The following is a 22,146-nucleotide window of genomic DNA, read 5'->3' as shown; positions in this document are numbered from 1 at the left end:
TCGGCGGCGAGGGCCGGTAAATCCAGCCCCGCCGGCGTTTGAGGCGCGGGGTCCGGGGCGGAGCCCCGAGGGCGTAACCCCGGGGGCCTCAGGAGTCGGCGATGACCTCCGCGGCAGCGACTCCGCAGACGCGGGCCGCACCGTGGGTGGCGATGTGGAGGGCGCCGCGGGGGGCGGCCTGGGGGATGCCCATTTCGACGACGACCGTGTCCGGGCGGGTGGCCAGGAGGTCGTCCAGGGCGCGGGCCATCCACGGGTGACGGTGTTCGTCGCGGACGACGGCGACCACCCTCCGCTCCCCCGCCGCGGCCAGCGCATCGCGGCCGGCATCGGCGCCGGTGTAGGAACCGGTCGTCGTACCCGGCAGGAGTCGTTCGAGTTCGGCGGCGACGCCCCACGGGGTCTCGTCGCCGACCGCGATGTTGGCGACCGGCGTGAACGCCGCGACGTGCAGCGGCCCCGGGGCCAGCGGCGCGCCCCCGCCGTGCGTCACCGTGACCGCGCGGCGGGCCGCGACGAGCCCCACCTCGGGGTCCCCCGCCGAGGCGGCCACGGTCCGGCGCGACGCCGTCGCCCACTTGGCCAGCCCCCGCACCCGCTCCGCCGCGTCCGCGAGCCGCTCTTCCGCCAGTTCGCCGGAGCGCACCGCGGACACCAGCGCGTCGCGCAGCCGCAGCACCGTGTCGTCGTCGGCGAGGCCGCCGCCCACGCAGATGGCGTCGGCGCCCGCGGCAATGGCGAGGACGCTGCCGCGCTCGATGCCGTACGTACCGGAGATCGCCTTCATCTCCATGCCGTCCGTGACGATCAGGCCGTCGTAGCCGAACTCCTCGCGCAGCAGCCCGGTGAGAATGCGCCGGGACAACGTTGCCGGAAGCTTCGCGTCCAGCGCCGGGACCAGGAGGTGCGCGCTCATCACGGCCCGCGAGCCTGCCGCGATCGCCGCCCGGAACGGCGCGAGGTCGCGCGCCGCCAGGGTCTCCAGGTCCACGTCGATGCGCGGCACGTCGTGGTGCGAGTCGACCGCCGTGTCGCCGTGGCCCGGGAAGTGCTTCGTACAGGCGGCGACGCCCGCGGACTGCATGCCCTCGACGTACGCGGCGGTGTGCCGGGCCACGAGGCCGGTGTCCGCGCCGAAGGAACGCACGCCGATCACCGGGTTGTCCGGGTTGGCGTTGACGTCCGCGGACGGCGCCCAGTTGAGGTTGACGCCGCACTCGGCGAGCCGGCGGCCGAGCTCGGCGGCGACGGCCCGGGTCAGCTCGACGTCGTCGACCGCGCCGAGCGCGTGGTTGCCGGGGAAGGAGGAGCCTGTGCGCACCTCAAGGCGTGTGACGTCGCCGCCCTCCTCGTCGATGGCGACCAGGACGTCCTCGCGTTCGGAGCGCAACTGGGCGGTCAGGGCCGCCAGTTGGGCCGGGGTGGCGATATTGCGGCCGAACAGGCCGACCGAGGCCAGGCCCTCGCCGAGCCGGCGCAGCAGCCAGTCCGGCGCCGAGGTGCCGGTGAAGCCGGGCTGAAGGACGGTGAGGGCGTCGCGGGTGAGCGTGTCGGTTCCGCGTGTCAGTGTCGACCGGTTTGTCATCGGAGTGCGTTATCCCTTCACGGCGCCGGAGGTGAGTCCCGTGGCCATCTTCTTCTGGATGAACATGAAGAAGACCACCACCGGCAGAGCGATCATCGTGGACGCGGCCATCAACGCGCCGTAGTCGGTGCCTCGTTCGGTCGTGAACGTCATCAGCCACACATTGAGCGTGTACTTCGAGTCGTCGTTCATCAGGATGTACGCGAACAGGTACTCGTTCCACGCGTTGACGAGGGCGAAGATCGAGGAGGCGGCGAGGCCCGGGGCGAGCAGCGGGAAGACGACGCGGCGGAACGCGCCCATCCGCGTACAGCCGTCGACCATCGCCGACTCCTCAAGCTCCACGGGGATGTTGACCACGAAGCCGCGGATCATCACCGTGGCGAAGGGCAGCGTGGAGACGAGGTAGACGACGATGACGCCCCAGTACTCGTTGAGTCCGCCCATCGCGTTGAGCTGGGTGTAGATGGGGATGAGCATCGCGGTCGGCGGCAGCATCTGGACCAGGATCAGCGCCATGAGCAGGGCGCGCCTGCCGGTGAAGCGGAAGCGTCCGATGGCGAGGGCCGCGAGGGTCGCGATGACCATGCCGCCGACGACGGCGGTGATCGAGATGATGAGGCTGGACTGGATCGCGGTCCCGAAGTTCGGCTGCTTCACGGCGCGCGCGAAGTTGTCGAAGGTGAACGACGACGGCCACAGAGTCTGGTCGTAGGAGCGGATCTCGTGGTTGGGGCGCAGCGCCGAGACGATGAGCCAGTAGACCGGGAAGGCCATCACGGCGGCGATGACGAGCCCGAGGATGTTGTGGCCGAGCTTGGCCTTCTTGCGGTCGGGGCGCAGTTCCCCCTCGACCGGGGCGGCGGCCGAGGCGTCGACCGGGGCGGTGGAGGCGCTCATTCGACCTCTCCTGTCTTCATGAGCTGGCGCAGGTAGTACACGGCCACCCCGGAGAGCAGCACCACGGTGACCAGGGCGATCGCGGTGCCCTGGCTGAAGGACGTAGAGGTGAACGCCTTGGAGAAGGAGTAGAGCCCGAGGGTCTCGTAGTCCGGTTCGGGCTTGTTGCCGCGCAGCAGCCAGATCTGCCCGAAGACGTTGAAGTCCCAGATCACCGAGAGCGTGGTGACCATGATGAAGACGGGCTTGATGACCGGCCAGGTGACGAACCGGAAGACGCCGAAGGAGGTGGCGCCGTCGAGCTGGGCGGCCTCCGTCAGCTCCCCGGGGACCTGGGTGAGGGCCGCGTACAGGGTGATCACGACGAACGGGACGGCGCCCCAGATGACGAGCGCGGCGATGATCCCGAAGCCCTGCAGCGGGTCCAGGAACCAGTTGTGGCCGAGCCAGTCGTCGCCTGCGACCTTGGCGATGAGCGTGTTGATCAGGCCGTAGTCGGAGTCGGCGAGCCAGCGGAAGATCGACGAGGCGACGAGCAGCGGCATCGACCAGGCGGCGATGAGGGCCGTGGTGAGCGTGAGCCGTACCCAGGTCGAAAGGCGCGTCATCAGGAGCGAGATCAGCAGGCCGATGACCATGGTGAGCACGACGCAGACCACCATGAAGACCACCGTGCGGACGGTGACCTTCCAGAATTCGGCGTCGCCGAGGATGTTGGTGAACTGGTCGAGGCCGACCCACGGCGGGCTGTCTCCCGTCCACAGCTCGCGGCGGCCCATGTCCTGGAAGGACATGATCACGGTCTTGACCAGGGGGTACGCATAGACGGCGGCGAGCGCGACGATCGCCGGCAGGATCAGGAGGTAAGGGAGCGGCGCCCCCTTCTTCCGCGGGGGGCGGCCGGTGCCGCGGGGGCCCTTGGCGAGGACGTCCCCTTCCGGCGGGTCCTGCGGGAGGACCGGTGGCCCGGCGGCCTTGGTGTCGGCGGCAGTCACGTGGCTGACCTTTCTCGTTCTCGGCGAAGGTTCTCCGCGAAGTTCTCCGCGCAAGGCAGACAAGGGTGAAGCGGCGGGGCCGGTCGGCATCGGCCCCGCCGTTCACTCCGGAGTCCCTAGGGCTCAGGACTCCTTGTTGATCAGCTCGTCGATCTTCGCGTCGGCGGCCTTGGTGGCCGTGGCGACGGACTTGCCCTTGAGGATGTCGAGAAGCATGTTCTTCAGGACCTCCTCCTTCTCGATCGCGGTCCAGCCCGGGGCGATCGGCGTGAACCAGGCGCTCTCCACCGCGTTGGCGGCGGCCTCGGTCTCCGGCTTCTCCTTCAGCGGCTGCAGCTGCTTGGTGTTGCTGGGCAGCACGTTCTTGGAGGTGAGGACCTCCTGGGACTTCTCGCTCGTGAACATGGAGATCCAGTCCTGGGCGAGGTCCGCGTTCTTCGACTTCTGCGTGACGGCGAGGTCGGAGCCGCCGACGAAGGACGGCAGGGTCTTGCCGTTCGGGCCCGGCATGGCGGCGACGGCGATCTTGTCCTTGAGCTTCGGGTTGCCGTTGGCCTTGCCGTCGACGACGGATCCGGCCTCCCAGCCGTTGCCGTACAGGACGCCGGCCTTCTCGTTGGCCATCACGTTGGCGTGGTCCTGCTCGTCCTTGGTGATGTCGCCCTTGTTGTACTTCTTCACCAGGTCGATGAAGTGCTGGATGCCCTTCTGCGACTTGGCGTCGGAGAGGCTGGCCTGCCACTTCTTGGTGCCCTCGTCGTACTTGGCGATGTCGCCGCCGTACGCGTGGACGTACGACATGGCGGCGTACCAGTAGCGGCCCGGCAGGTACAGCGAGGAGAAGCGCTTGTCCTTGGCGCCCTGCTTCGCCGTCTCCTTGTCCATCGCCTTGAGGAACCCGGCCTCGTCGGTGGGCAGCTTGTCGGAGCCGGTGGCCGACTTCAGCATGTCCTTGTTGTAGATGGCGACGCGCGCGCTGGAGTAGTACGGGACGCAGTAGAGCTTGCCCTCGAAGGAGCAGGTGTCCTTGAGGCCCTTGATCCAAGTGTCGCTGTTGTCGTACTTCTTGGGGTCGATCTCGGCGAGCGCGCCGTTGAGGATGTACTGCATGGTCTCGGTGTTGCCGAGCTCGACGACGTCCGGGAACTTGTCGCCGCCCAGGGCGGTGTCGAGCTTCTTGGCCTTGTCCGCCCACTGCTGGTACGAGACGTTGACCTTGACCTTCGGGTACTTCTTCTTGAACTGCGCGTTGACGTCCTTGACCAGCTCGGGCCAGGTGCTCTGCGCGTCGACCATCAGCCAGACCGTGACGGCGCCCGAGCGGTCCTTCGGGTCCTTGCCGGCGTTGCTGTCGCTGTCGCTCCCACAGGCCGCGACCGCGGACATCATGGCCGCGACTCCGATGGCCGCAATGAGCTTGCGCTTCATGTCACCCTCCTCAGGGATGCCTGAACCCCCCACCCACAGCGATGACATACGGCGAGCACGCGTCTGCGTACGCGGATACGGCTGATGGGACTGGGACCTGGTCACTAATGGTGTAGACCAGTACCCGGAGCTTGGCCCAGACCAATAGAGGTGTCAAGGGTGGCCGAGAAAGGTCCGCGTGTCCGTTATCGGAACGACACCCGCCGTGCGCCGCAAGGGAGTTGGGGCCGGTCGGCCGGTGTCCGTTTTGATTCGGTTGGGCCGGTTGTATTCCCAGCCTTGTTGCGAATTCATTGGTCTTGACCAGTGCCCGAAGCGCTTGGCATCCTTACGGCCGCCGCAATTCATCACGCCATGTCGCGGCCCGCCAGGGATTTTTGCAACCGTAATTGATATTCCGTGAACTACCCACGAACAGGAAGTTTGCGTCAGACGTGCAAGGAAACCTGATCACATCCGAACGTGAATTACCGGGCCCCACCGCCGATTTGTGGGCCCGCGTGGCACTCCCTTCCGCGCCGCCCGCACCGGCCTCCGCGCCCGTCGCCGCACCGGGCCTGCGCCGCGCCCTCTGCCTGCTGGAGGAGGCCGTCCTGACCAGCGGGGCCCAGCGCGCCCACGGCTCGCAGCCGGCGCGCGCGGTGCCCTCGGCCGGGGCCGTCCACCCGTACGAGTTCGCCGTCGTCGCCATGGAGAACGGCGAGCCGGCCGCCTTCCGCGTCGAGGCCGATCGCCGCACCTGCGCCCGGCTCTCCACGGGGGACCGGGTCGCGGCGGCGCTGCGCGATTGCGCACTTCCCCTTCCGGAAGCCGAGGGGGCGCTCCTGGTCACTCTCACGCGCCCGTGGCTTTCTATGCGCAAATACGGTGACCGTGGATACCTCTACACACAACTCGACGCCGGACACGCCTCCGCCAATCTCTTACTCGCCACCGAAGGGCGCGGTGGTACGGCGGAGTTGAGGCTGCGCTTTCCCCGGGAATCCCTCGCGGAATTACTGGGGGCGGCGGACAACTTCCGGGAGATTCACTCCGCGATTCCCCTGCCGCCGGGCCCCGTGGACCCGGCATGGACCCGCTGGAGCGTGCACGACGCCACCGGCCGCGAACCGCACGGGCCCGCCTGGCGGCCCTGGCTGGAAAGCGCCTGCTGGGACTCGCTCACCGGCTGGACCGGCCACCACGGCGCCCCGGGCCTCCCCACCGACCCGCTCCTCCCCGCCGCAGCCGCGCCACTCGCCCGCGTCCGCACGGACGGCCAACTCCCCGGCGCACGCGCGGGCCTTGGCCATCCGTCGGGCTGGCCCGAGCTGATCGGCAACCGGACCTCCAGCAAGGCCTTCACCGGCGAGGCGGTCTCCGCCACCGCCGTCTGGCAGTCCGTCTCCGCCCTGTCGACGCCGCTGCGCACCGACCTCCCCGACGCCTCGCCGCTGTCCGCGACCCTCGTCCTGCGCTCGGCGACCGAATCCGAACGCAACGCGGTCTACCGGCTGCGCACCGGGGAGCGGCGGCCGGACCGGCTGCCGTCCACCGACGAGGTGGCCCGCGCCTGCATGCAGCAGCGCGCCCTGGCCGGGGCCGCCGCCGTCCTCCTCCTTCACGTGCCGCGCACCTCGCTCGCCGGCCTCGCACCGGCCGCGACCGGCGAGACGCTGCGCGAACTCGCCTTCCGCTGCGGCGCGTTGGGACAGCTGCTCTATCTGGGCGCGCACCGCGCGGGGGTCGGGGTGACCGCCATCGGCGGCTTCGACACCCGGATGTGGCGGGCACTGGCGGGGCTGCCGCAGGGCGACGAGATCCTCTACGCCCTGCTGCTCGGCGACCCGGACGACACGGGCGTCAAATTCGACCGGCTTGCCACCGCGCACGCCCAGAACGAACGGTGACCCCGGTGCCCGCCACTGTCCTTCCCGACACCTTCCGCGAGGTGCTCGCCCGGCACGACGACCGGGTCGCCGTCACCGACGCCACCGGATCGCTCCGCTACGCCGAACTCGCCGACCGGGCCCGCGCGGCGGCCGAGCGGCTCAAAGCCGAGGCCGAGGCCGTATCGGGCGAGCGGCTGCACGTAGGGGTGTATGCCACCAACTCCCTTGATTACGTGGCCGGTTACCTCGGGACGTTGTTCGCGGGAGCGGTGCCCTTCCTCATCGACTCGGCCTTCGGTCCTTTCGACCTGTCCCGGATCGCCGAGGACTGCGGGCTCGACCTGCTGCTGCACGCCCCGGGCGCCGACGTGCACACCGTCGTGACCGAACTCCTCCCGGACGACGGCGCGTTCGGCACCCTCGCGCTCGGCCGGGTGGCCCCCGGCGACGCGCCCCGGCCGCGGCTCCTCGACGACACCGAGGTGTGCCGCTTCACGTCCGGCTCCACCGGGCGGCCCAACTGCATCGAGTTCTCCGGCACCGCCGTCCGCTCCGCCGCGGCCAACTGGGCTGCGGGCACCGGGCTTTCGGGCGAGGACCACATCGCCTGCTTCGCCGCGCTCTCCAACGGCCTCGCCTTCAACACCTCGCTGCTCGCGGCCTTCCTGCCGGGCGCCACGCTGCACCTGTCCCACGGACTGCCCACCGCGTCCCGCGTCGTACGGCTCCTGGAACGCACCGCCGCCACCCGCCTCGTCGCGTTCCCCGCGCTGTACGAGTCGATCGTGCGGCGCGGCGCCGGCACGGGCTTCGCCACCGTACGGGCCGCGATCTCGTCCGGCGCCCCGCTGCGCGAGAGCGTGCGCGAGGAGTTCACCCGGCTCACCGGCGTACCCGTGCACAACTACTACGGGGTCGCCGAGACCGGCCCGCTGACCTACGCCCCCGACGGGTCGGACGACGGCGGGCTCGGGGCCCCGCTGCCCGGGGTGCGACTCCTTGCGCCCGAAGGCGGCATCCGGGTCAGGAGCGAGTCGATGGGCTCGCGGTACCTCAACGCCCCCGGGGTCTTCGAGGAGCGCCTCGACGACGCGGGCTACTACCGCACCGGCGACCAGGGCCGGCTGACCGGCGGCGTACTGCATCTGACCGGCCGTACGAGCCGCCTCGTGAACGTCGGCGGGCGCAAGATCGACCCGATCGAGATCGCGGCGGTGCTGCGCGCGGCGCCCGGCGCGCTGGACGCGGTCGCCTTCGAGGCCGAGAACCGGCACGGCGAGCCGACCCTGGCCGCCGTCGTCGCCGTCGAGGACGGGGTGAGCGCGCGGGCCCTGCGTACGCACTGCGCGGCGACGCTCCCCGCGTTCAAGGTGCCCGGGATCCTGCGCCTCGTGGACCGCATTCCGGCGAACTCGATCGGCAAGCCGTCGGTCGAGCGCTTGCGTCGACTGGTCGCCGAGACACCCGGGGACTGAACTCCCCAACTCCCCCGCCCCATCACGTACTCAGAGCCTTCCCGTACTTCGAGACACAGGAATCCGCCATGGACAGCAGCGCCCTGCGCACCAAGATCCTCGACCTCGCCCTCGCGGCCGGTGACGGCAGCGTCAGCGCCGCCGAACTCGCCGAAGCCGGTTATTCGTTGCGCGACGTCGGCTACTCCTCCCTCTCCTACATGCGCCTGATCGACAGCATCGAGAACGAACTCGGCGTCTATCTCGATCCGGAGGCCGACATCGAGCACTACGAGACCATCGACTCGGTCGCGGCTCTCGTCGCCGCGGGCGGTGTCGGCGCCGATGCCTGAGGCGCCCGCGACGCCCGAGGCGCCCGCGATCGGGATCGTGGGGCTCGGGCGGCTCGGTTCGGCGGTGCGGTCGGTGTGCCGGGCCGAGGGGCGCGACGTCGCGCTCACCGCGTCCCGGCGGTCCGGCTGGTCGTACGCGCGGGTGCCCGACGTGCTCGTCGACGCCAGCGCCCCCGAGGCGCACGCCGACGTCCTCGACCACTGCGCCACGCACCGCACCCCGCTCGTCGTCTGCGTCTCCAACCTGACGGATGGCCAGTGGAAGGCGCTGGCGGAGCTGGCCGAAGTGGTGCCGGTGGTCCGGGCCACGAACCTCTCCTTCGGCCACTACCTCCAGGTACGGATCGCGGAGTGCACGGCCGCCGTCACCGGGGGCCGGTTCGCGGCGGCCACCACCGTCCGGGAGCGGCACCCGCTCGGCAAGGCCCACCGGCCGTCGGCGACCGCGCTCGCGCTCGCCGACGGGTGGGCGGCGGCGAGCGGCAGGGCCGTCGCGGACATCGCCGACGAGCGGTCCGGACTGCCGGTCAGCGAACACGAGTTGAGCCACATCTGGCCCGGCGAGTCGCTGCACGTACGCCATCACGTCGCCGACTGGGACGTGCCGGCCAGGGGCGCGCTCGCCGCAGCCGACTGGGCCCACGGCGCGGCCCCAGGACTGGTCACCATGCGCGACGTCTACGACGACCTGGTCCATGACGGCTTGGTCCACGACGGCTTGGTCCACGACGGCTTGGTCCACGACGACCTGACAGCGAGGAGCACACCATGAGCACCGCCGATCCGCAGCCGCTGAACCCGGCCGAGCGGCGGCTCGTCGCCCAGGTCGCGCTCGGCGCCCGGATGCTCTCCCTCGACGGGCACGACGACTTCAACCAGGGCCAGATATCGGCCCGGTTGCCCGGCGGGGACGAGTTCTTCATCAAGGGGGCGCTGGTCGGCTTCGACGAGGCCGCGCCTGACGACGTGGTGCGCTGCCCGGTCGACCACACGCTGCCCGCGCCCGCCCTCGCGCCGCCCGAACTCCCGCTGCACCAGGCCATCTACCGGGCCCGCCCGGACGTGAGCGGCATCGTGCACAGCCACGCCCCGTACACCCTGCTGTTCGGCGCCACCGATCTGGCGATGCGGCCCGTCTCGCACGACGGCGCCTACTTCCGCGACCGGCTCGGCCTGTTCACCGAGACCAGCAACACCGTCCTGGACATCGAGACCGGGGACCGCATCGCCAAGGCCCTCGACACGCACCCGGCCGTGCTGCTGCGCAACCACGGCGGCGTGATCGTCGGCAAGAGCGTGCGGCACGCCGCCGTGTTCGCGCAGGTCCTGGAGCGGGCCTGCCGACTGCAACTGACCGCCGAGAGCACCGGGGTCGCCTACACCTGGTCCACCGAGCGGGACGTGGCGGCCAAACAGGACTTCATCTACGCCGACCTCTCCGTGCGCTCCTACTGGGACTACGCGGCCCGCAAGGTCGTACGGCACTGGCCGCAGGCCGGCACATGGGAGGCGGCACGGTGAAGGTCCAGCGCATCCTGCCCAGCGAGGAGGCCGCCGAGCTGCTGGACCTGGTCCGGGAGATCGCCGCCGGTGAACTCGCCCCGAACGTCGCCGAGTTCGAGGAGAACCACACCTTCCCGCGCGACATCGTGCGCACCCTCGGCAAGGCCGGGCTCCTGAGCCTCCCGTATCCGGAGGAGTACGGGGGCGGTGGCCAGCCGTACGAGGTGTACCTCCAGGTCCTGGAGGAGCTCGCCCGCAACTGGTTCGGGGTGGCCGAGGCCGTCAACGTACACACCCTCGCCTGCTTCGGCACCGCCGCGTACGGCACTGCGGCCCAGCGCGAGGAGCTGCTGCCCGCCATGCTCGGCGGCGAACTCCTGGGCGCGTACTGCCTGTCGGAGGCGGCGGCCGGATCGGACGCGGCGTCGCTCACCACCCGAGCCGTGCGCGAGGCGGGGACCGGGGCCGACGGCTATCGGCTCACCGGCACCAAGGCGTGGGTCACGCACGCGGGGCACGCCGACTTCTACACCGTGTTCGCGCGCACCGGCGGGCCCGGCGCCCGTGGCCTGTCCTGCCTGGTGGTCCCCGCGGACACGCCGGGGATGGCCGTGCACCCGCCGGAACGGAAGCTGGGCGTGTGGTCCAACCCCACCGCCCAGGTCGGCTTCGAGGACGTACGCGTTCCGGCCGGGCGGCTGATCGGGCGGGAGGGCAAGGGCTTCCTGATCGCGATGGGCGCCCTGGACTGCGGCCGGCTCGGCATCGCGGCGTGCGCGGTCGGCATCGCCCAGGCCGCCGCCGACTACGCGGTGCGGTACGCCAAGGAGCGGCGGCAGTTCGGGCAGCGGATCGCCGACTTCCAGGGGGTCGGCTTCCTGCTGGCCGACATGGCCACGCAGATCGCCGCGGCGCGGGCGCTCACCCTCGCGGCGGCCCGCCTGAAGGACGCGGGCCTGCCGTATTCGCTGGAGGCGGCCAAGGCGAAACTGTTCGCCACCGACATGGCGATGAGGGTGACCACCGACGCGGTGCAGGTGCTCGGCGGCGCCGGGTACGTCCGCGACCACCCCGTGGAGCGGTGGATGCGGGAGGCGAAGCTGCTGCAGATCGTCGAGGGCACGAACCAGATTCAACGCATGGTCATCTCGCAGGGCCTCGACTAGTACCTCGACTAGTGCCTCGGCCAGGGCCCTGCCCTGGGTGGGTTGCGGGTCTGTCGTCAAACGAAGGGACGTTTGGAACACCATGACCACGCTCGACGGGCGGATACTCCGCCTCGACTCCGCGCGGGCCGGGGCCGCCCCGGCCACCTGGGGGCAGCGGGCGATCTGGGGTGTCGTCACCCGGCTCGGCGCCGACGCCCCCCGCTACAACCTGCGCCTCGACCTCCCGCTCGAACCGGCCCGCCCCGCCGAGCGCGTACTGGCGGACCTGGCGGAGCTGCTGCGGATGCACGACAGCCTGCGCACCCGGCTGCTGCCGGCGGGCGCGGACGGCCTGAAGCAGGTCGTGGACGGGTCCGGGGAACTGCCGGTGACGGTCCGCGGCTGCTCCGCCGACGAGGCCCCTGAAGTCGGCGCGGCCCTGATGGAGGAGCTGGCGGGGCGGGCCTTCGACCATGCGCGGGAGTGGCCGTTCCGCGTCGGCCTAGTGGAGTGCGAGGGCCTCGTCCACCGGCTGGTGCTCGCGGCTTCGCACACCGCGATGGACCTGTGGGGCGAGGGCCGGATGCTGCGCGACCTGCGGCTGATCGAAGCGGGCGCGTCCGCCGAGACGCTGCTCCGGGAGCGTCCCGCCCTCCAGCCCCTGGAGGCCGCCGCGCTCCAGGCGTTGCCGTCCGGCCGCCGCCGCGACGAGGCGGCCCGCCGCTACTGGTGCGAGCGGCTCGCCGCGGGCCCCCGGCGGATCTTCGCCGAGCGCGCCCCGGCCGACCCGGCCGACCCCGCCGACCCGGACCGGCTCTTCCCCAACGCGCTGCTGCGCTCCCCCGCGCTCGCGGTCGCCGTGGAACGGGTCGCGGCGCACCTGGGCGTGAGCGACCCGGCGGTGCTGCTCGGCGCCGCGGCGCACCGGCTCGCGGTGCTGTCCGGGAGCCGTGACGTGCTGTTCCAGGTGGTGGTGAGCAACCGGTTCACGTCGGAGGCCGCCGAATCCGTCAGCACGATGGCGCAGGAGGCGGTGTTCCTGCTGACCGACGCCGACAAGGGCTTCGAGGACGCGGTGCGGCGCACCCGGTCCGTCGTCTTCGGCGCGTTCCGGCACGCCGGATACGACAAGTGGGCGCTGGACCGGGAGGTGGCACGGCTCGTCGAGCGCGGCGAGGCGGCCGACCACTCGTGCTGGTGGAACGACACCAGGGACCCGGGCGTCGGCCCCTTCGACACCGCGCCGCGACCGCGCGCCGCGCTGCGCGAGCTGGTGGAGCGCACCGAGTTGAGCTGGCCGACGGAGTTCCTGCCCCGGGCGAACGTCTCGGTCGCCGTCGACGTGCTGACCGCGCCGGGCGCCGTGGAGCTGTGCATGACGGCCGACCCCGCGGTGCTCACGCGGGCGGGCATGGAGGAGTTCCTGCGCGGGGTCGAGCGCTCGGTCGTCGACGCGGCGATCGCCCTGGGGGATCCGGAAGGCGGGGACGTATGAGCGGGTGGTACGCGGCGATGGCCATGGAGGACGTATGAGTACGCGATACGCGGGCATCGCCTGGACCGGCGCCGGCTACCGGGTCGAGGTCCTCGACGGCGCGGGCGACGGCTCGGACCACGGCGCGGCGGCCCGAGTGGCTGAGCCGAGCGAGTGGGGCGCCGCGCAAGTGGCCGAACTCATTGAGTGGTTGCGGGAGTTGGGGCGCGGACAGCCCCTCGCCGCCGTGTTCGACAGCACCAACGGCCTGCTCGACGGCCCCCTGACGGCAGCCGGCCTCGACGTGTACCGGGCCGACCCCTGGCAGCTGCCGCCCCGGCCCCGCTTCGGTTCCGTCCCGGCGTACCGGCTCGCGGAGCTGGCGTGCGGCGACCCCGGCGCGCTCACCCGGGTCACCGCCGAGGGCGGCACCCTGACGGGCCGCGCCGACGAGTACTTCGACGGGGTGCGGCGCGGCGAACCCGCGCGGGAAGCGCTGACGGCGGCCGGGCGCTGCGTCGAGCACGGCAGCAGGGACACGCCCCGGATCGCGCTCACCTTCGACGACGGCCCCGACCCTGTGCACACCCGCCGGGTCCTGGAGATCCTGGAGCGCTACGGCGTCCGGGCCACCTTCTTCTGCGTGGGGCACCACGTCGCGGCGCTGCCCGACGAGGTGCGCCGGATCGTCGCGGCGGGCCACGAGGTGGGCAACCACTCCTGGTCGCACCCCTACCTCCCCGACCTGACGCCGGATCAACTGCGGGAGCAGATCGACCGGACGACGGAGGCGGTGGCCCGGGTGACCGGCGAGCCGCCGACCCGGTTCCGGCCGCCGTACGGCGCGCTGAACCCGGAGGTCCTGGGCACGCTGGCGGAGCATCCGAGCACGCTGACGCTGTGGGACGTGGACTCGCGCGACTGGTCGCGCCCCGGCCCCGGGCGGATCGCGGAGACCGTCCTCGACGCGACCGGACCGGGTTCGGTGGTGCTGATGCACGAGGGCGCGGGCGACCGCGCCCAGACGGTGCTCGCACTCCCGTCGATCATCGAGGGCCTGCTCGAACGCGGCCTGGAACCGGTCACCTTGGCCGAGCTGCCCATGCACGGCCGGAGCATCGGGGAGCACAGCGGAGAGCACAGCGGAGAGCACAGCGGAGAGCACAGCGGAGAGCACATCGGGGAGCACAGCGGGGAGCACAGCGGGGAGCACAGCGGGGAGTACGAGGGGTCATGACGGACAGCTCTACGGACCGCACCGCGCCGGTGCCGCCTTCACCACCTGTGCCGGAGGACGCCTCCGGCCACGGACCGGCGGACCCGGCCATCTGGACCCGCAACTTCCGCTACTACTTCACCGCCCGCAGCTCGGGCCTGCTCAGCTGGGCCATGCTGCCGGTCGCGGTCTCGGCCGGGCTGCTCAGCGCCGGGTACGGCGTGAGTACGGCGGGGTACGCGATGGCGTTCCTGGTGGGTCCTTTCGCCGGGCTCGTGCTGTTCGGCGGGGTGCTCGCCGACCGGTTCACGGCCCGCCGGATGATGATCGCCGCCGATCTGGCCAACCTCGCCACGCACGTACTTCTCGCCGTCCTCTTCATCCGCGGCATCGACCATCTCTGGCATCTGTACGGCCTGTTGATGGTGGCGGGCGTCGCCAACGCGATGTTCCAGCCGGGCGCCTCGTCGACGGTCCCGCTGGTCTCCCGCGACGTACAGGGCGCCAACGGAGTGCTGCGCATCTCCGAGGCGTTCACCGCGCTCGGCGGCCCGGCCCTCGCGGGTGTGCTGGTCGGCACTGCGGCCACCGGGTGGGTGATGGTGATCTCCGCCGTCGCGTACGGGACCAGCGCGGTCTGCCTGTTCGCGCTCCGGCTCGGGGTGGTGCCCGCGCCGCCCGCCGGGGAGAGCCTGTGGCGCAATCTGGTGGTCGGCTGGCAGGAGTTCAGGTCGCGCGACTGGCTGTGGGGGGTGATCGCGATCTGGATGTTCTTCGCGGTGCTCTGCTGGGGGCCGCAGCTCTCGGTCGCCGCCGGGGTGATCGTGCCCGAGCACGGCGCCACCGCGTTCGGCCTGCTCAACTGCGCGTTCGGGGCGGGCACCGTGGCGGGCGGGCTGCTCGCCATCCGCTTCAAGCCGGGGCGTCCGCTCGCCGCCGGGGCCGTGGCGATGCTGGCCTACCCCCTCTACCCGCTCGGCATCGTCCTCGACTGGCCGGTGTGGCTGCTCGCCGTCGCCCAGGTCGCGGTCGGCATCGGCATCACGTTCTGGGGGGTCATGTGGGCGACCAGCGTGCAGACCCAGGTGCCGGGCGAGGTGCTCAACCGTGTGCACGCCTACGAAGTGGCCGGATCCGTCGGCATGTTCCCGGTCGGCAGCGCGCTTGCGGGGCCGGCCGTCGGCGCGTTCGGCACCGACAAGGTGCTGCTGGTCGGCGCCCTCGTCGCGCTGCTCACCGCCGCCGCGCTGCTGCTCACCCGGCCGATCCGGACCCTTGGCCGGGCGCCGGAGCGGGCGCTCGTGGGGTGACGGTGACGGCCACGAAGACCAGCCCCCGGTCCACGTACCAGCGTCCGCTCATCGCGAGCGGCGGGCGCCGGGCGACGGCCGCCCCACCCCCGCGTACGGCATTCACCTCGACGCCGAACGCGCCACCCTCCGCACCGAACGCGCCGAACGCCTCGCCCTCCGCACCGAACCCGACGTCCGCCTCGCGCGCCGCGAGTCCGCTCCCGGTCAGCGCGAACCACGCCTTGTACACGGCCTCCTTGGCGCTGAAGAGCACGCAGTCCCAGTGCACGTCGGGCCGCCGCTCCGCGAGCCGGGCCAGGCGCGGCGGCTCGGCGCGGGAGGCGATGCGCGCCAGTACGCCGGGCGGCAGCGGCCGGTGCGGCTCCGCGTCGACGCCGATCGCGGCGTGCCGGTCGGCGCGGCCGAGCGCGGCCGCCCGGTACCCGGCGCAGTGCGTCATGCTGCCCACGATCCCGGCGGGCCACAGCGGCTCGCGCCGGGCGCCGGGCGGCACGGCTGCGGGCGGCACGGCCAGCTCCCGCATGGCGATCCTGGCCAGGTGCCGGACGGTGGTGTACTCGCGGCGGCGGCCGTCAAGGGCGCCGCGCACCCCGGCCTCCTCGGCCGGAAACAGCCGGGCATCGGGGAGATCGCCGAAGGACTCCGCGACCGCGATTCCGGGCGGCACGATCCTGGCGAGCATGGGCCCAGCCTATGAGAGGCCCGCCGCCTCCCACGTGGACTAGACCAAATGGACAGCGACGGGTATAAGAAGGGATCACGGAGCGTGCGGGAAGTCCCTCCGAGCGAGCCGTGCCACGATGTGAGCCGTGGCCGACGGGAACGTCGGCCACATCGGCACCGGAGCCGGGAAGGCGGAGCATGAGCACCGACGTCAGCAGTGCGGAGAACGAGAGCGGGGCGCCCGTCCGCACCGCACGCGTGCCCAAGTACTACCGCCTGAAGAAGCACCTGCTCGACATGACGGAGACGCTGCCGCCCGGCACCCCGGTGCCGCCCGAGCGCACGCTCGCCGCCGAGTTCGACACCTCCCGCACCACGGTCCGCCAGGCGCTCCAGGAGCTCGTCGTCGAGGGCCGCCTGGAGCGCATCCAGGGCAAGGGCACCTTCGTCGCGAAGCCCAAGGTGTCGCAGGCGCTCCAACTCACCTCGTACACCGAGGACATGCGGGCCCAGGGCCTGGAGCCGACCTCGCAGCTGCTCGACATCGGCTACGTCACCGCCGACGACACGCTCGCGCACCTCCTCGACATCACCGCGGGCGGCCGCGTCCTGCGCATCGAACGCCTCCGGCTGGCGAGCGGCGAGCCGATGGCGATCGAGACGACGCACCTGTCGGCGAAGCGTTTCCCCGCCCTGCGCCGCAGCCTCGCCAAGTACAACTCCCTGTACACGGCGCTCGCCGAGGTCTACGGCGTGCACCTCGCCGAGGCCGAGGAGACCATCGAGACCTCGCTGGCCACACCGCGCGAGGCGGGCCTGCTCGGCACGGACGTGGGCCTTCCGATGCTGATGCTCTCCCGGCACTCGATCGACGGCTCGGGGCACCCGGTGGAGTGGGTGCGCTCGGTGTACCGCGGGGACCGGTACAAGTTCGTGGCGCGGCTCAAGAGGCCGGCCGACTAGGGCCTGAGCGGGCGTCAACTCCCCTTCACCACAATGGAGATAACGGAGTAGACGCTTTCCCGCACGCGGTGTAGCGCGGCTCACACCCGCTGGCTTACGGTCCTCCCGACATCGCATGGACGGGGAGGACCAGACCGGTGCGTACCGCTTCTCCTAGAACCATCATTCTGTGGACCGTCGTCGCCCTCGTGGGCGCGGCCGGCTGGTCCGTACTCGCGCTCTCCCGCGGTGAGGAGGTCTCCGCCGCGTGGATGGTGGCCGCCGCCCTCGGGTCGTACGCCATCGCCTACCGCTTCTACGCGAAGTTCATCGCGAACAAGGTCCTGAAGGTCGACGCGAAGCGGGCCACGCCCGCCGAGCGGCTCAACAACGGCATCGACTTCCACCCCACCGACCGGCGCGTGCTGCTCGGCCACCACTTCGCCGCCATCGCGGGCGCGGGGCCGCTGGTCGGGCCGGTGCTCGCGGCGCAGATGGGGTATCTGCCGGGCACCATCTGGATCATCGTCGGCGTGATCTTCGCGGGCGCGGTGCAGGACATGGTCGTGCTGTTCTTCTCGACGCGGCGCGACGGGCGTTCGCTCGGACAGATGGCGCGCGAGGAGATCGGCCCGTTCGGCGGCGCCGCCGCCCTGGTCGCCGCCTTCGCCATCATGATCATCCTGCTCGGCGTGCTCGCCCTGGTCGTCGTCAACGCGCTGGCCGAGTCGCCCTGGGGCACCTTCTCCATCGCGATGACCATCCCGATCGCCCTGCTCATGGGCTTCTATCTGCGCGTCCTGCGCCCCGGCAAGGTGTCCGAGGTCTCGCTCATCGGCGTCGCGCTGCTGCTGATCGCGCTGATCGCGGGCCGCTGGGTCGCCGAGTCCTCCTGGGCGGACACCTTCACGCTGGCACCGTCGACGCTCGTGATCTGGATGGTGATCTACGGCTTCGTCGCCTCGGTCCTCCCGGTGTGGATGCTGCTCGCGCCGCGCGACTACCTTTCGACGTATCTGAAGCTCGGCACGATCGGGCTGCTCGCCATCGGCGTCGTGGTCGCGCTGCCGACGCTGAAGATGGACGCGGTCACCGACTTCGCCTCGCGCGGCGACGGCCCGGTCTTCGCGGGCTCCCTGTTCCCCTTCGTCTTCATCACCATCGCGTGCGGCGCGCTCTCCGGCTTCCACGCGCTGATCTCCTCCGGCACGACGCCGAAGATGATCCAGAAGGAGACGCAGGTCCGGATGATCGGCTACGGCTCCATGCTCATGGAGTCGTCCGTCGCCGTGATGGCGCTCGTCGCCGCCTCGATCATCGACCCCGGCCTCTACTTCGCGATGAACGCGCCCGCCGGAGTCATCGGCGACAGCGTGCAGTCCGCCTCCCAGGCCGTCGCGAGCTTCGGCTACTCGATCTCCCCTGCGGACCTCGCGCTGGCCGCGAAGAACGTCGAGGAAGCGAGCCTGCTGTCGCGTACGGGCGGTGCCCCGACGCTCGCCGTCGGCGTGTCGGAGATCTTCTCGCAGGTGACCGGGGGCGGTCTGCGCTCCTTCTGGTACCACTTCGCGATCATGTTTGAGGCGCTGTTCATCCTGACCGCGCTCGACGCGGGCACGCGCGTGGGCCGCTTCATGCTCCAGGACATGCTGGGCAACGTCTACAAGCCGTTCAAGAACGTGAGTTGGAAGCCGGGCCTGCTGCTCACCAGCGCCGTCGTCGTCGGCCTGTGGGGCTACTTCCTGTGGGTCGGCGTGCACGAGCCGCTCGGCGGGATCAACCAGCTCTTCCCGATCTTCGGCATCTCCAACCAGCTGCTCGCCGCCGTCGCCCTCGCCGTCTGCACGACGCTGCTCGTGAAGTCGGGGCGCCTCAAGTGGGCCTGGATCACCGGCATCCCGCTGGTCTGGGACACCGTCGTGACGCTCACCGCGAGCTGGCAGAAGGTGTTCTCCTCCGACCCGCGCGTCGGCTTCTTCCAGCAGCGCTCCAACTACCAGGACGCCATCGACGCCGGAAAGGTGCTCCCGCCCGCGAAGACCATGGACGACATGCACACCGTGGTCACCAACTCCACGGTGGACGGCGTCCTTTCGGCGGCCCTCGCGCTCCTCATCGTCGTGGTCGTCCTCGACGCGCTGCGGGTATGCGTGAAGCACGTACGGAACCCGCAGGCGTCCAAGCTGAGCGAGGCGCCGTACGTCGAGTCCACGCTGGTGGCCCCGGCCGGGCTCGTCCCCACGCAGGCGGAGAAGGCGGAGTTGGAGGAGGCGCGCGACCATGCTGATGCCGGTGCTGCTTCGGGTCGCTAGGCAAGTCCGTTGGTACGTACGTGAGTTGACGGACGAGTCGGCGTACGAACGGTATGTGGCGCACGCCAGGGCGGAGCATCCGGGCGCCTCGGTGCCCTCGCTCCGCGAGTTCGAGCGCATGCGGACGGACCGGCAGGAAGCGGACCCCCGGCAGGGGTTCCGCTGCTGCTGAGCGGGCCTGCCGGTACGTCCGTTATCCGGACAGGGGTTCCATAGATCAAGACTCTCGCTTAGATTTCCCGAGCGTTAAACCTGAGATAAGTGGGATCTCTGAGCAGCGAGGGGAACGGAACCGCGAAATGTCCGATGCGCCTGAAGTGAAACAACCGGTGGTCACGCCGGTCCGCGTGGTCATTGCCCTCTGTCTGGTCGCACCGTTCGTCGCGATGCTCTGGGTCAGCTCCTACGCCAAGGTCGAACCGACGCTCATCGGCGTGCCGTTCTTCTACTGGTACCAGATGCTGTGGGTGCTGATCTCGACCGCGCTCACGATGCTCGCGTACAAGCTGTGGCAGCGCGATCAGCGCGCCCGTAAGTCTGCTCAGTCGGCTGGAGGCCAGGCGTGAACGGCGGCGTCAACGGTGTCGCGCTCACCGTCTTCATCATCTTCTTCGTGGCCGTCACGGTCATGGGCTTCCTCGCCGCGCGCTGGCGACGTGCGGAGAACGAGGCTTCGCTCGACGAATGGGGCCTCGGCGGCCGCTCGTTCGGCACCTGGATCACCTGGTTCCTGCTCGGCGGCGACCTCTACACCGCGTACACCTTCGTCGCCGTCCCGGCGGCCATCTACGCGGCCGGCGCCTCCGGCTTCTTCGCGGTGCCGTACACGATCCTGGTGTACCCGCTGATCTTCACCTTCCTGCCGCGCCTGTGGTCGGTCTCGCACAAGCACGGGTACGTGACGACCTCGGACTTCGTCCGTGGCCGCTTCGGCTCAAAGGGCCTGTCCCTCGCGATCGCGATCACCGGCATCCTCGCGACGATGCCGTACATCGCGCTCCAACTGGTCGGCATCCAGGCCGTCCTGGACGTGATGGGTGTCGGCGGCGGCGAGAACACCAACTGGTTCATCAAGGACCTGCCGCTGCTGATCGCCTTCGGCGTGCTGGCCGCGTACACGTACTCGTCCGGGCTCCGCGCCCCCGCGCTGATCGCGTTCGTCAAGGACACCCTGATCTACATCGTGATCGCGGTGGCCATCATCTACATCCCGATCAAGCTCGGCGGCTTCGAGCACATCTTCTCGGCGGCGAGCGACAAGTTCGACGCCGCGAACGAGGCGGCGGGCAAGCCGGTCGCCGGGCTCGCTCCGGGCTCCTCGGGTACGTGGACGTACGCGACGCTCGCGCTCGGCTCCGCCCTGGCGCTGTTCATGTACCCGCACTCGATCACCGCGACGCTCTCCTCCAAGAGCCGCGAGGTGATCCGCCGCAACACCACGATCCTGCCGCTGTACTCCCTGATGCTGGGCTTCCTCGCGCTGCTCGGGTTCATGGCGATCGCGGCCGGGATCAAGGTGCAGAACGGGCAGTTGGCGATTCCGCAGCTGTTCGAGGACATGTTCCCCGACTGGTTCACGGGCGTCGCGTTCGCCGCCATCGGCATCGGCGCGCTGGTCCCCGCGGCCATCATGTCCATCGCCGCGGCGAACCTGTTCACGCGCAACATCTACAAGGACTTCATCAAGCCGAACGCGACGGCCGAGCAGGAGACCAAGGTCTCCAAGCTGGTGTCGCTGCTGGTGAAGGTCGGCGCGCTCGCCTTCGTCCTGACGATGGACAAGACCGTCGCGATCAACTTCCAGCTCCTGGGCGGCATCTGGATCCTCCAGACCTTCCCGGCCCTGGTCGGCGGCCTGTTCACGCGCTGGTTCCACCGCTGGGCGCTGCTCGCCGGGTGGGCGGTCGGCATGGTGTACGGGACGGTTGCCGCGTACAACGTGTCGACGCCGACGCAGGCGCACTTCGCTGGCTCCTCCGCCGACATCCCCGGCATCGGCCAGATCGGCTACATCGGCACGACCGCGATCGTCCTCAACGTCCTCGTCACCGTCGTCCTCACCTTCGTCCTGCGGGCGCTCAAGGCCCCTGACGGGATCGACGAGACGTCCCCCGAGGACTACACCGCCGACGCCGGCGACAAGGGCGTACAGGCCGACCTGCCGAAGGTCGGCGCGGAGCACTAGGACCCGCCTGTGAACGCCGTCGGGCCCCTCCGGGACGGAGGGGCCCGACACGTTTTCGGGAAAGCATTGCGAGCGCGGCGGCACGTCACGTAACCATGACGACGTGATCAGAACTGTGCGCCCCGAAGAGTACGCCGAACTCGGCGAGTTGATCGCCCGCGCCTATCTCGGCAGCGGCCTCCTCGCGAAGGGGGAGGACGACTGGTACGCCGCCGAACTGCGCGACGTCGAGAAGCGTGCGCGACAGGCCGAGGTGCTCGTCGCGGAGGACCCCGAGGGACGCGTCGTCGGCTGCGTCACGTACGTCCCCTCGCACGAGCACCCGTACGCGGAGGTGTCCCGCTCCGGCGAGGTCGAGTTCCGGATGCTCGCGGTGGCGGTCGAGGCGCGCGGGAAGGGCGTCGGGGAGGCGCTCGTGCGGGCCGTGGTGGAGCGGGCGCGGGCGGCTGGCAAGAAGGCCGTGGTGCTGTGCACCCAGCCCGTGGCGACGGCCTCGCACCGCCTCTACGAACGCCTCGGCTTCACCCGGATCCCGGAGCGCGACTGGGACCCGATCCCGGAAGTGACGCTGCGGGCGTACGAGTTGAGCCTGTAGGCACGGACACCCTCCGGGGCGCACCGACACAACATATGGGGCTGCCGCGAAAACCCGGCACAACATGTATGCTCGCTCTCGCTGTCGCCGCAGGGGAATCCGGTGCGAATCCGGAACTGTCCCGCAACGGTGTGCGTAGGCGTACACATCCGCCCACGCGAGTCCGACGACCTGTCGACGGTACGCCCGAGCCACCCGGCCCGGGCGTC

Annotated in this window: 20 protein-coding genes and 1 riboswitch; of the genes, 15 read left to right on the top strand and 5 right to left on the bottom strand. The window is 70.9% G+C overall.

Translation table 11 applies throughout. The annotated features are described in order from the left end of the window. Positions 1-88: 88 nt before the first annotated feature. The 4 genes from RBJ65_RS05240 to RBJ65_RS05225 form a co-directional block, all read right to left on the bottom strand. Complete coding sequence (locus tag RBJ65_RS05240; RefSeq protein WP_306323426.1) at positions 89-1,585, bottom strand: glycoside hydrolase family 3 protein; 1,497 nt, start codon at positions 1,583-1,585, stop codon at positions 89-91. A gap of 9 nt (positions 1,586-1,594) precedes the next feature. Next, the gene (locus tag RBJ65_RS05235) at positions 1,595-2,485 is read right to left on the bottom strand and encodes a carbohydrate ABC transporter permease (protein WP_306323425.1); all 891 of its coding nucleotides are present in this window, start codon (positions 2,483-2,485) and stop codon (positions 1,595-1,597) included. Next, positions 2,482-3,480: a carbohydrate ABC transporter permease gene (locus tag RBJ65_RS05230; protein WP_306323424.1), complete on the bottom strand. Its 999-nt coding sequence runs from the start codon at positions 3,478-3,480 to the stop codon at positions 2,482-2,484. Before RBJ65_RS05230 ends, RBJ65_RS05235 begins: the two co-directional genes overlap by 4 nt. Before the next feature lie 123 nt (positions 3,481-3,603). Next, the gene (locus RBJ65_RS05225) at positions 3,604-4,908 is read right to left on the bottom strand and encodes an extracellular solute-binding protein (RefSeq protein WP_306323423.1); all 1,305 of its coding nucleotides are present in this window, start codon (positions 4,906-4,908) and stop codon (positions 3,604-3,606) included. A gap of 500 nt (positions 4,909-5,408) precedes the next feature. Here RBJ65_RS05225 and RBJ65_RS05220 point away from each other — a divergent pair, with 500 nt between their 5' ends. From RBJ65_RS05220 to RBJ65_RS05180, 9 genes are all read left to right on the top strand, one after another. Beyond that, entirely contained in the window at positions 5,409-6,797 is a 1,389-nt protein-coding gene (locus tag RBJ65_RS05220; RefSeq protein WP_306323422.1) for a nitroreductase family protein, read from the top strand. Positions 6,798-6,802: 5 nt separating this feature from the next. Next, complete coding sequence (locus tag RBJ65_RS05215; protein ID WP_306323421.1) at positions 6,803-8,254, top strand: class I adenylate-forming enzyme family protein; 1,452 nt, start codon at positions 6,803-6,805, stop codon at positions 8,252-8,254. A 68-nt stretch (positions 8,255-8,322) separates the two neighbouring features. Further along, the gene (locus tag RBJ65_RS05210) at positions 8,323-8,586 is read left to right on the top strand and encodes a phosphopantetheine-binding protein (protein WP_306323420.1); all 264 of its coding nucleotides are present in this window, start codon (positions 8,323-8,325) and stop codon (positions 8,584-8,586) included. Beyond that, on the top strand, positions 8,579-9,358 hold the full coding sequence (locus tag RBJ65_RS05205) for a dihydrodipicolinate reductase C-terminal domain-containing protein (protein ID WP_306323419.1): 780 nt from the start codon (positions 8,579-8,581) through the stop codon (positions 9,356-9,358). Before RBJ65_RS05210 ends, RBJ65_RS05205 begins: the two co-directional genes overlap by 8 nt. Next, positions 9,355-10,107 (top strand): class II aldolase/adducin family protein, encoded by a 753-nt coding sequence (locus tag RBJ65_RS05200; protein WP_306323418.1) that lies wholly within the window; start codon positions 9,355-9,357, stop codon positions 10,105-10,107. Before RBJ65_RS05205 ends, RBJ65_RS05200 begins: the two co-directional genes overlap by 4 nt. Next, positions 10,089-11,255: an acyl-CoA dehydrogenase family protein gene (locus RBJ65_RS05195; RefSeq protein ID WP_306323417.1), complete on the top strand. Its 1,167-nt coding sequence runs from the start codon at positions 10,089-10,091 to the stop codon at positions 11,253-11,255. Before RBJ65_RS05200 ends, RBJ65_RS05195 begins: the two co-directional genes overlap by 19 nt. An 82-nt stretch (positions 11,256-11,337) precedes the next feature. After that, positions 11,338-12,732, top strand: coding sequence for a condensation domain-containing protein (locus RBJ65_RS05190; RefSeq protein WP_306323416.1), 1,395 nt, complete (start codon positions 11,338-11,340; stop codon positions 12,730-12,732). A gap of 34 nt (positions 12,733-12,766) precedes the next feature. Next, positions 12,767-13,948: a polysaccharide deacetylase family protein gene (locus tag RBJ65_RS05185; protein WP_306323415.1), complete on the top strand. Its 1,182-nt coding sequence runs from the start codon at positions 12,767-12,769 to the stop codon at positions 13,946-13,948. Next, positions 13,945-15,237, top strand: coding sequence for an MFS transporter (locus RBJ65_RS05180; RefSeq protein WP_306323414.1), 1,293 nt, complete (start codon positions 13,945-13,947; stop codon positions 15,235-15,237). Before RBJ65_RS05185 ends, RBJ65_RS05180 begins: the two co-directional genes overlap by 4 nt. On the opposite strand, the gene RBJ65_RS05175 is transcribed toward RBJ65_RS05180, so the two are convergent. After that, entirely contained in the window at positions 15,182-15,922 is a 741-nt protein-coding gene (locus RBJ65_RS05175; RefSeq protein WP_306323413.1) for a 4'-phosphopantetheinyl transferase, read from the bottom strand. The two genes, RBJ65_RS05180 and RBJ65_RS05175, sit on opposite strands and share 56 nt — an antisense overlap. A 179-nt stretch (positions 15,923-16,101) precedes the next feature. On the opposite strand from RBJ65_RS05175, the gene RBJ65_RS05170 reads away from it, so the two are divergent. The 6 genes from RBJ65_RS05170 (at position 16,102) to RBJ65_RS05145 (ending at position 21,937) form a co-directional block, all read left to right on the top strand. Next, a complete protein-coding gene (locus RBJ65_RS05170) occupies positions 16,102-16,866 on the top strand; it encodes a GntR family transcriptional regulator (protein WP_306323412.1) in 765 nt (254 codons plus the stop codon). 137 nt (positions 16,867-17,003) lie between these two features. Further along, the gene (locus tag RBJ65_RS05165; protein ID WP_306323411.1) at positions 17,004-19,157 is read left to right on the top strand and encodes a carbon starvation CstA family protein; all 2,154 of its coding nucleotides are present in this window, start codon (positions 17,004-17,006) and stop codon (positions 19,155-19,157) included. Next, positions 19,132-19,329: a YbdD/YjiX family protein gene (locus RBJ65_RS05160; RefSeq protein ID WP_306323458.1), complete on the top strand. Its 198-nt coding sequence runs from the start codon at positions 19,132-19,134 to the stop codon at positions 19,327-19,329. Before RBJ65_RS05165 ends, RBJ65_RS05160 begins: the two co-directional genes overlap by 26 nt. A 127-nt stretch (positions 19,330-19,456) precedes the next feature. Further along, the gene (locus RBJ65_RS05155) at positions 19,457-19,723 is read left to right on the top strand and encodes a DUF3311 domain-containing protein (protein ID WP_306323410.1); all 267 of its coding nucleotides are present in this window, start codon (positions 19,457-19,459) and stop codon (positions 19,721-19,723) included. Beyond that, entirely contained in the window at positions 19,720-21,342 is a 1,623-nt protein-coding gene (gene mctP, locus RBJ65_RS05150; protein WP_306323409.1) for a monocarboxylate uptake permease MctP, read from the top strand. The genes RBJ65_RS05155 and mctP overlap by 4 nt, the downstream gene beginning before the upstream one ends. A gap of 103 nt (positions 21,343-21,445) precedes the next feature. Then, positions 21,446-21,937, top strand: a complete 492-nt coding sequence (locus RBJ65_RS05145; protein WP_306323408.1) for a GNAT family N-acetyltransferase — start codon at positions 21,446-21,448, stop codon at positions 21,935-21,937. 93 nt (positions 21,938-22,030) lie between these two features. Continuing rightward, positions 22,031-22,109, top strand: a riboswitch (cobalamin riboswitch). The last annotated feature ends 37 nt before the right edge of the window (positions 22,110-22,146 follow it).

Source organism: Streptomyces sp. KL109B (assembly GCF_030766935.1).
Lineage (GTDB): Bacteria > Actinomycetota > Actinomycetes > Streptomycetales > Streptomycetaceae > Streptomyces.
Note: the sequence above shows the minus strand (reverse complement) of the source record. Positions and strands in the feature narration are given on the sequence as shown.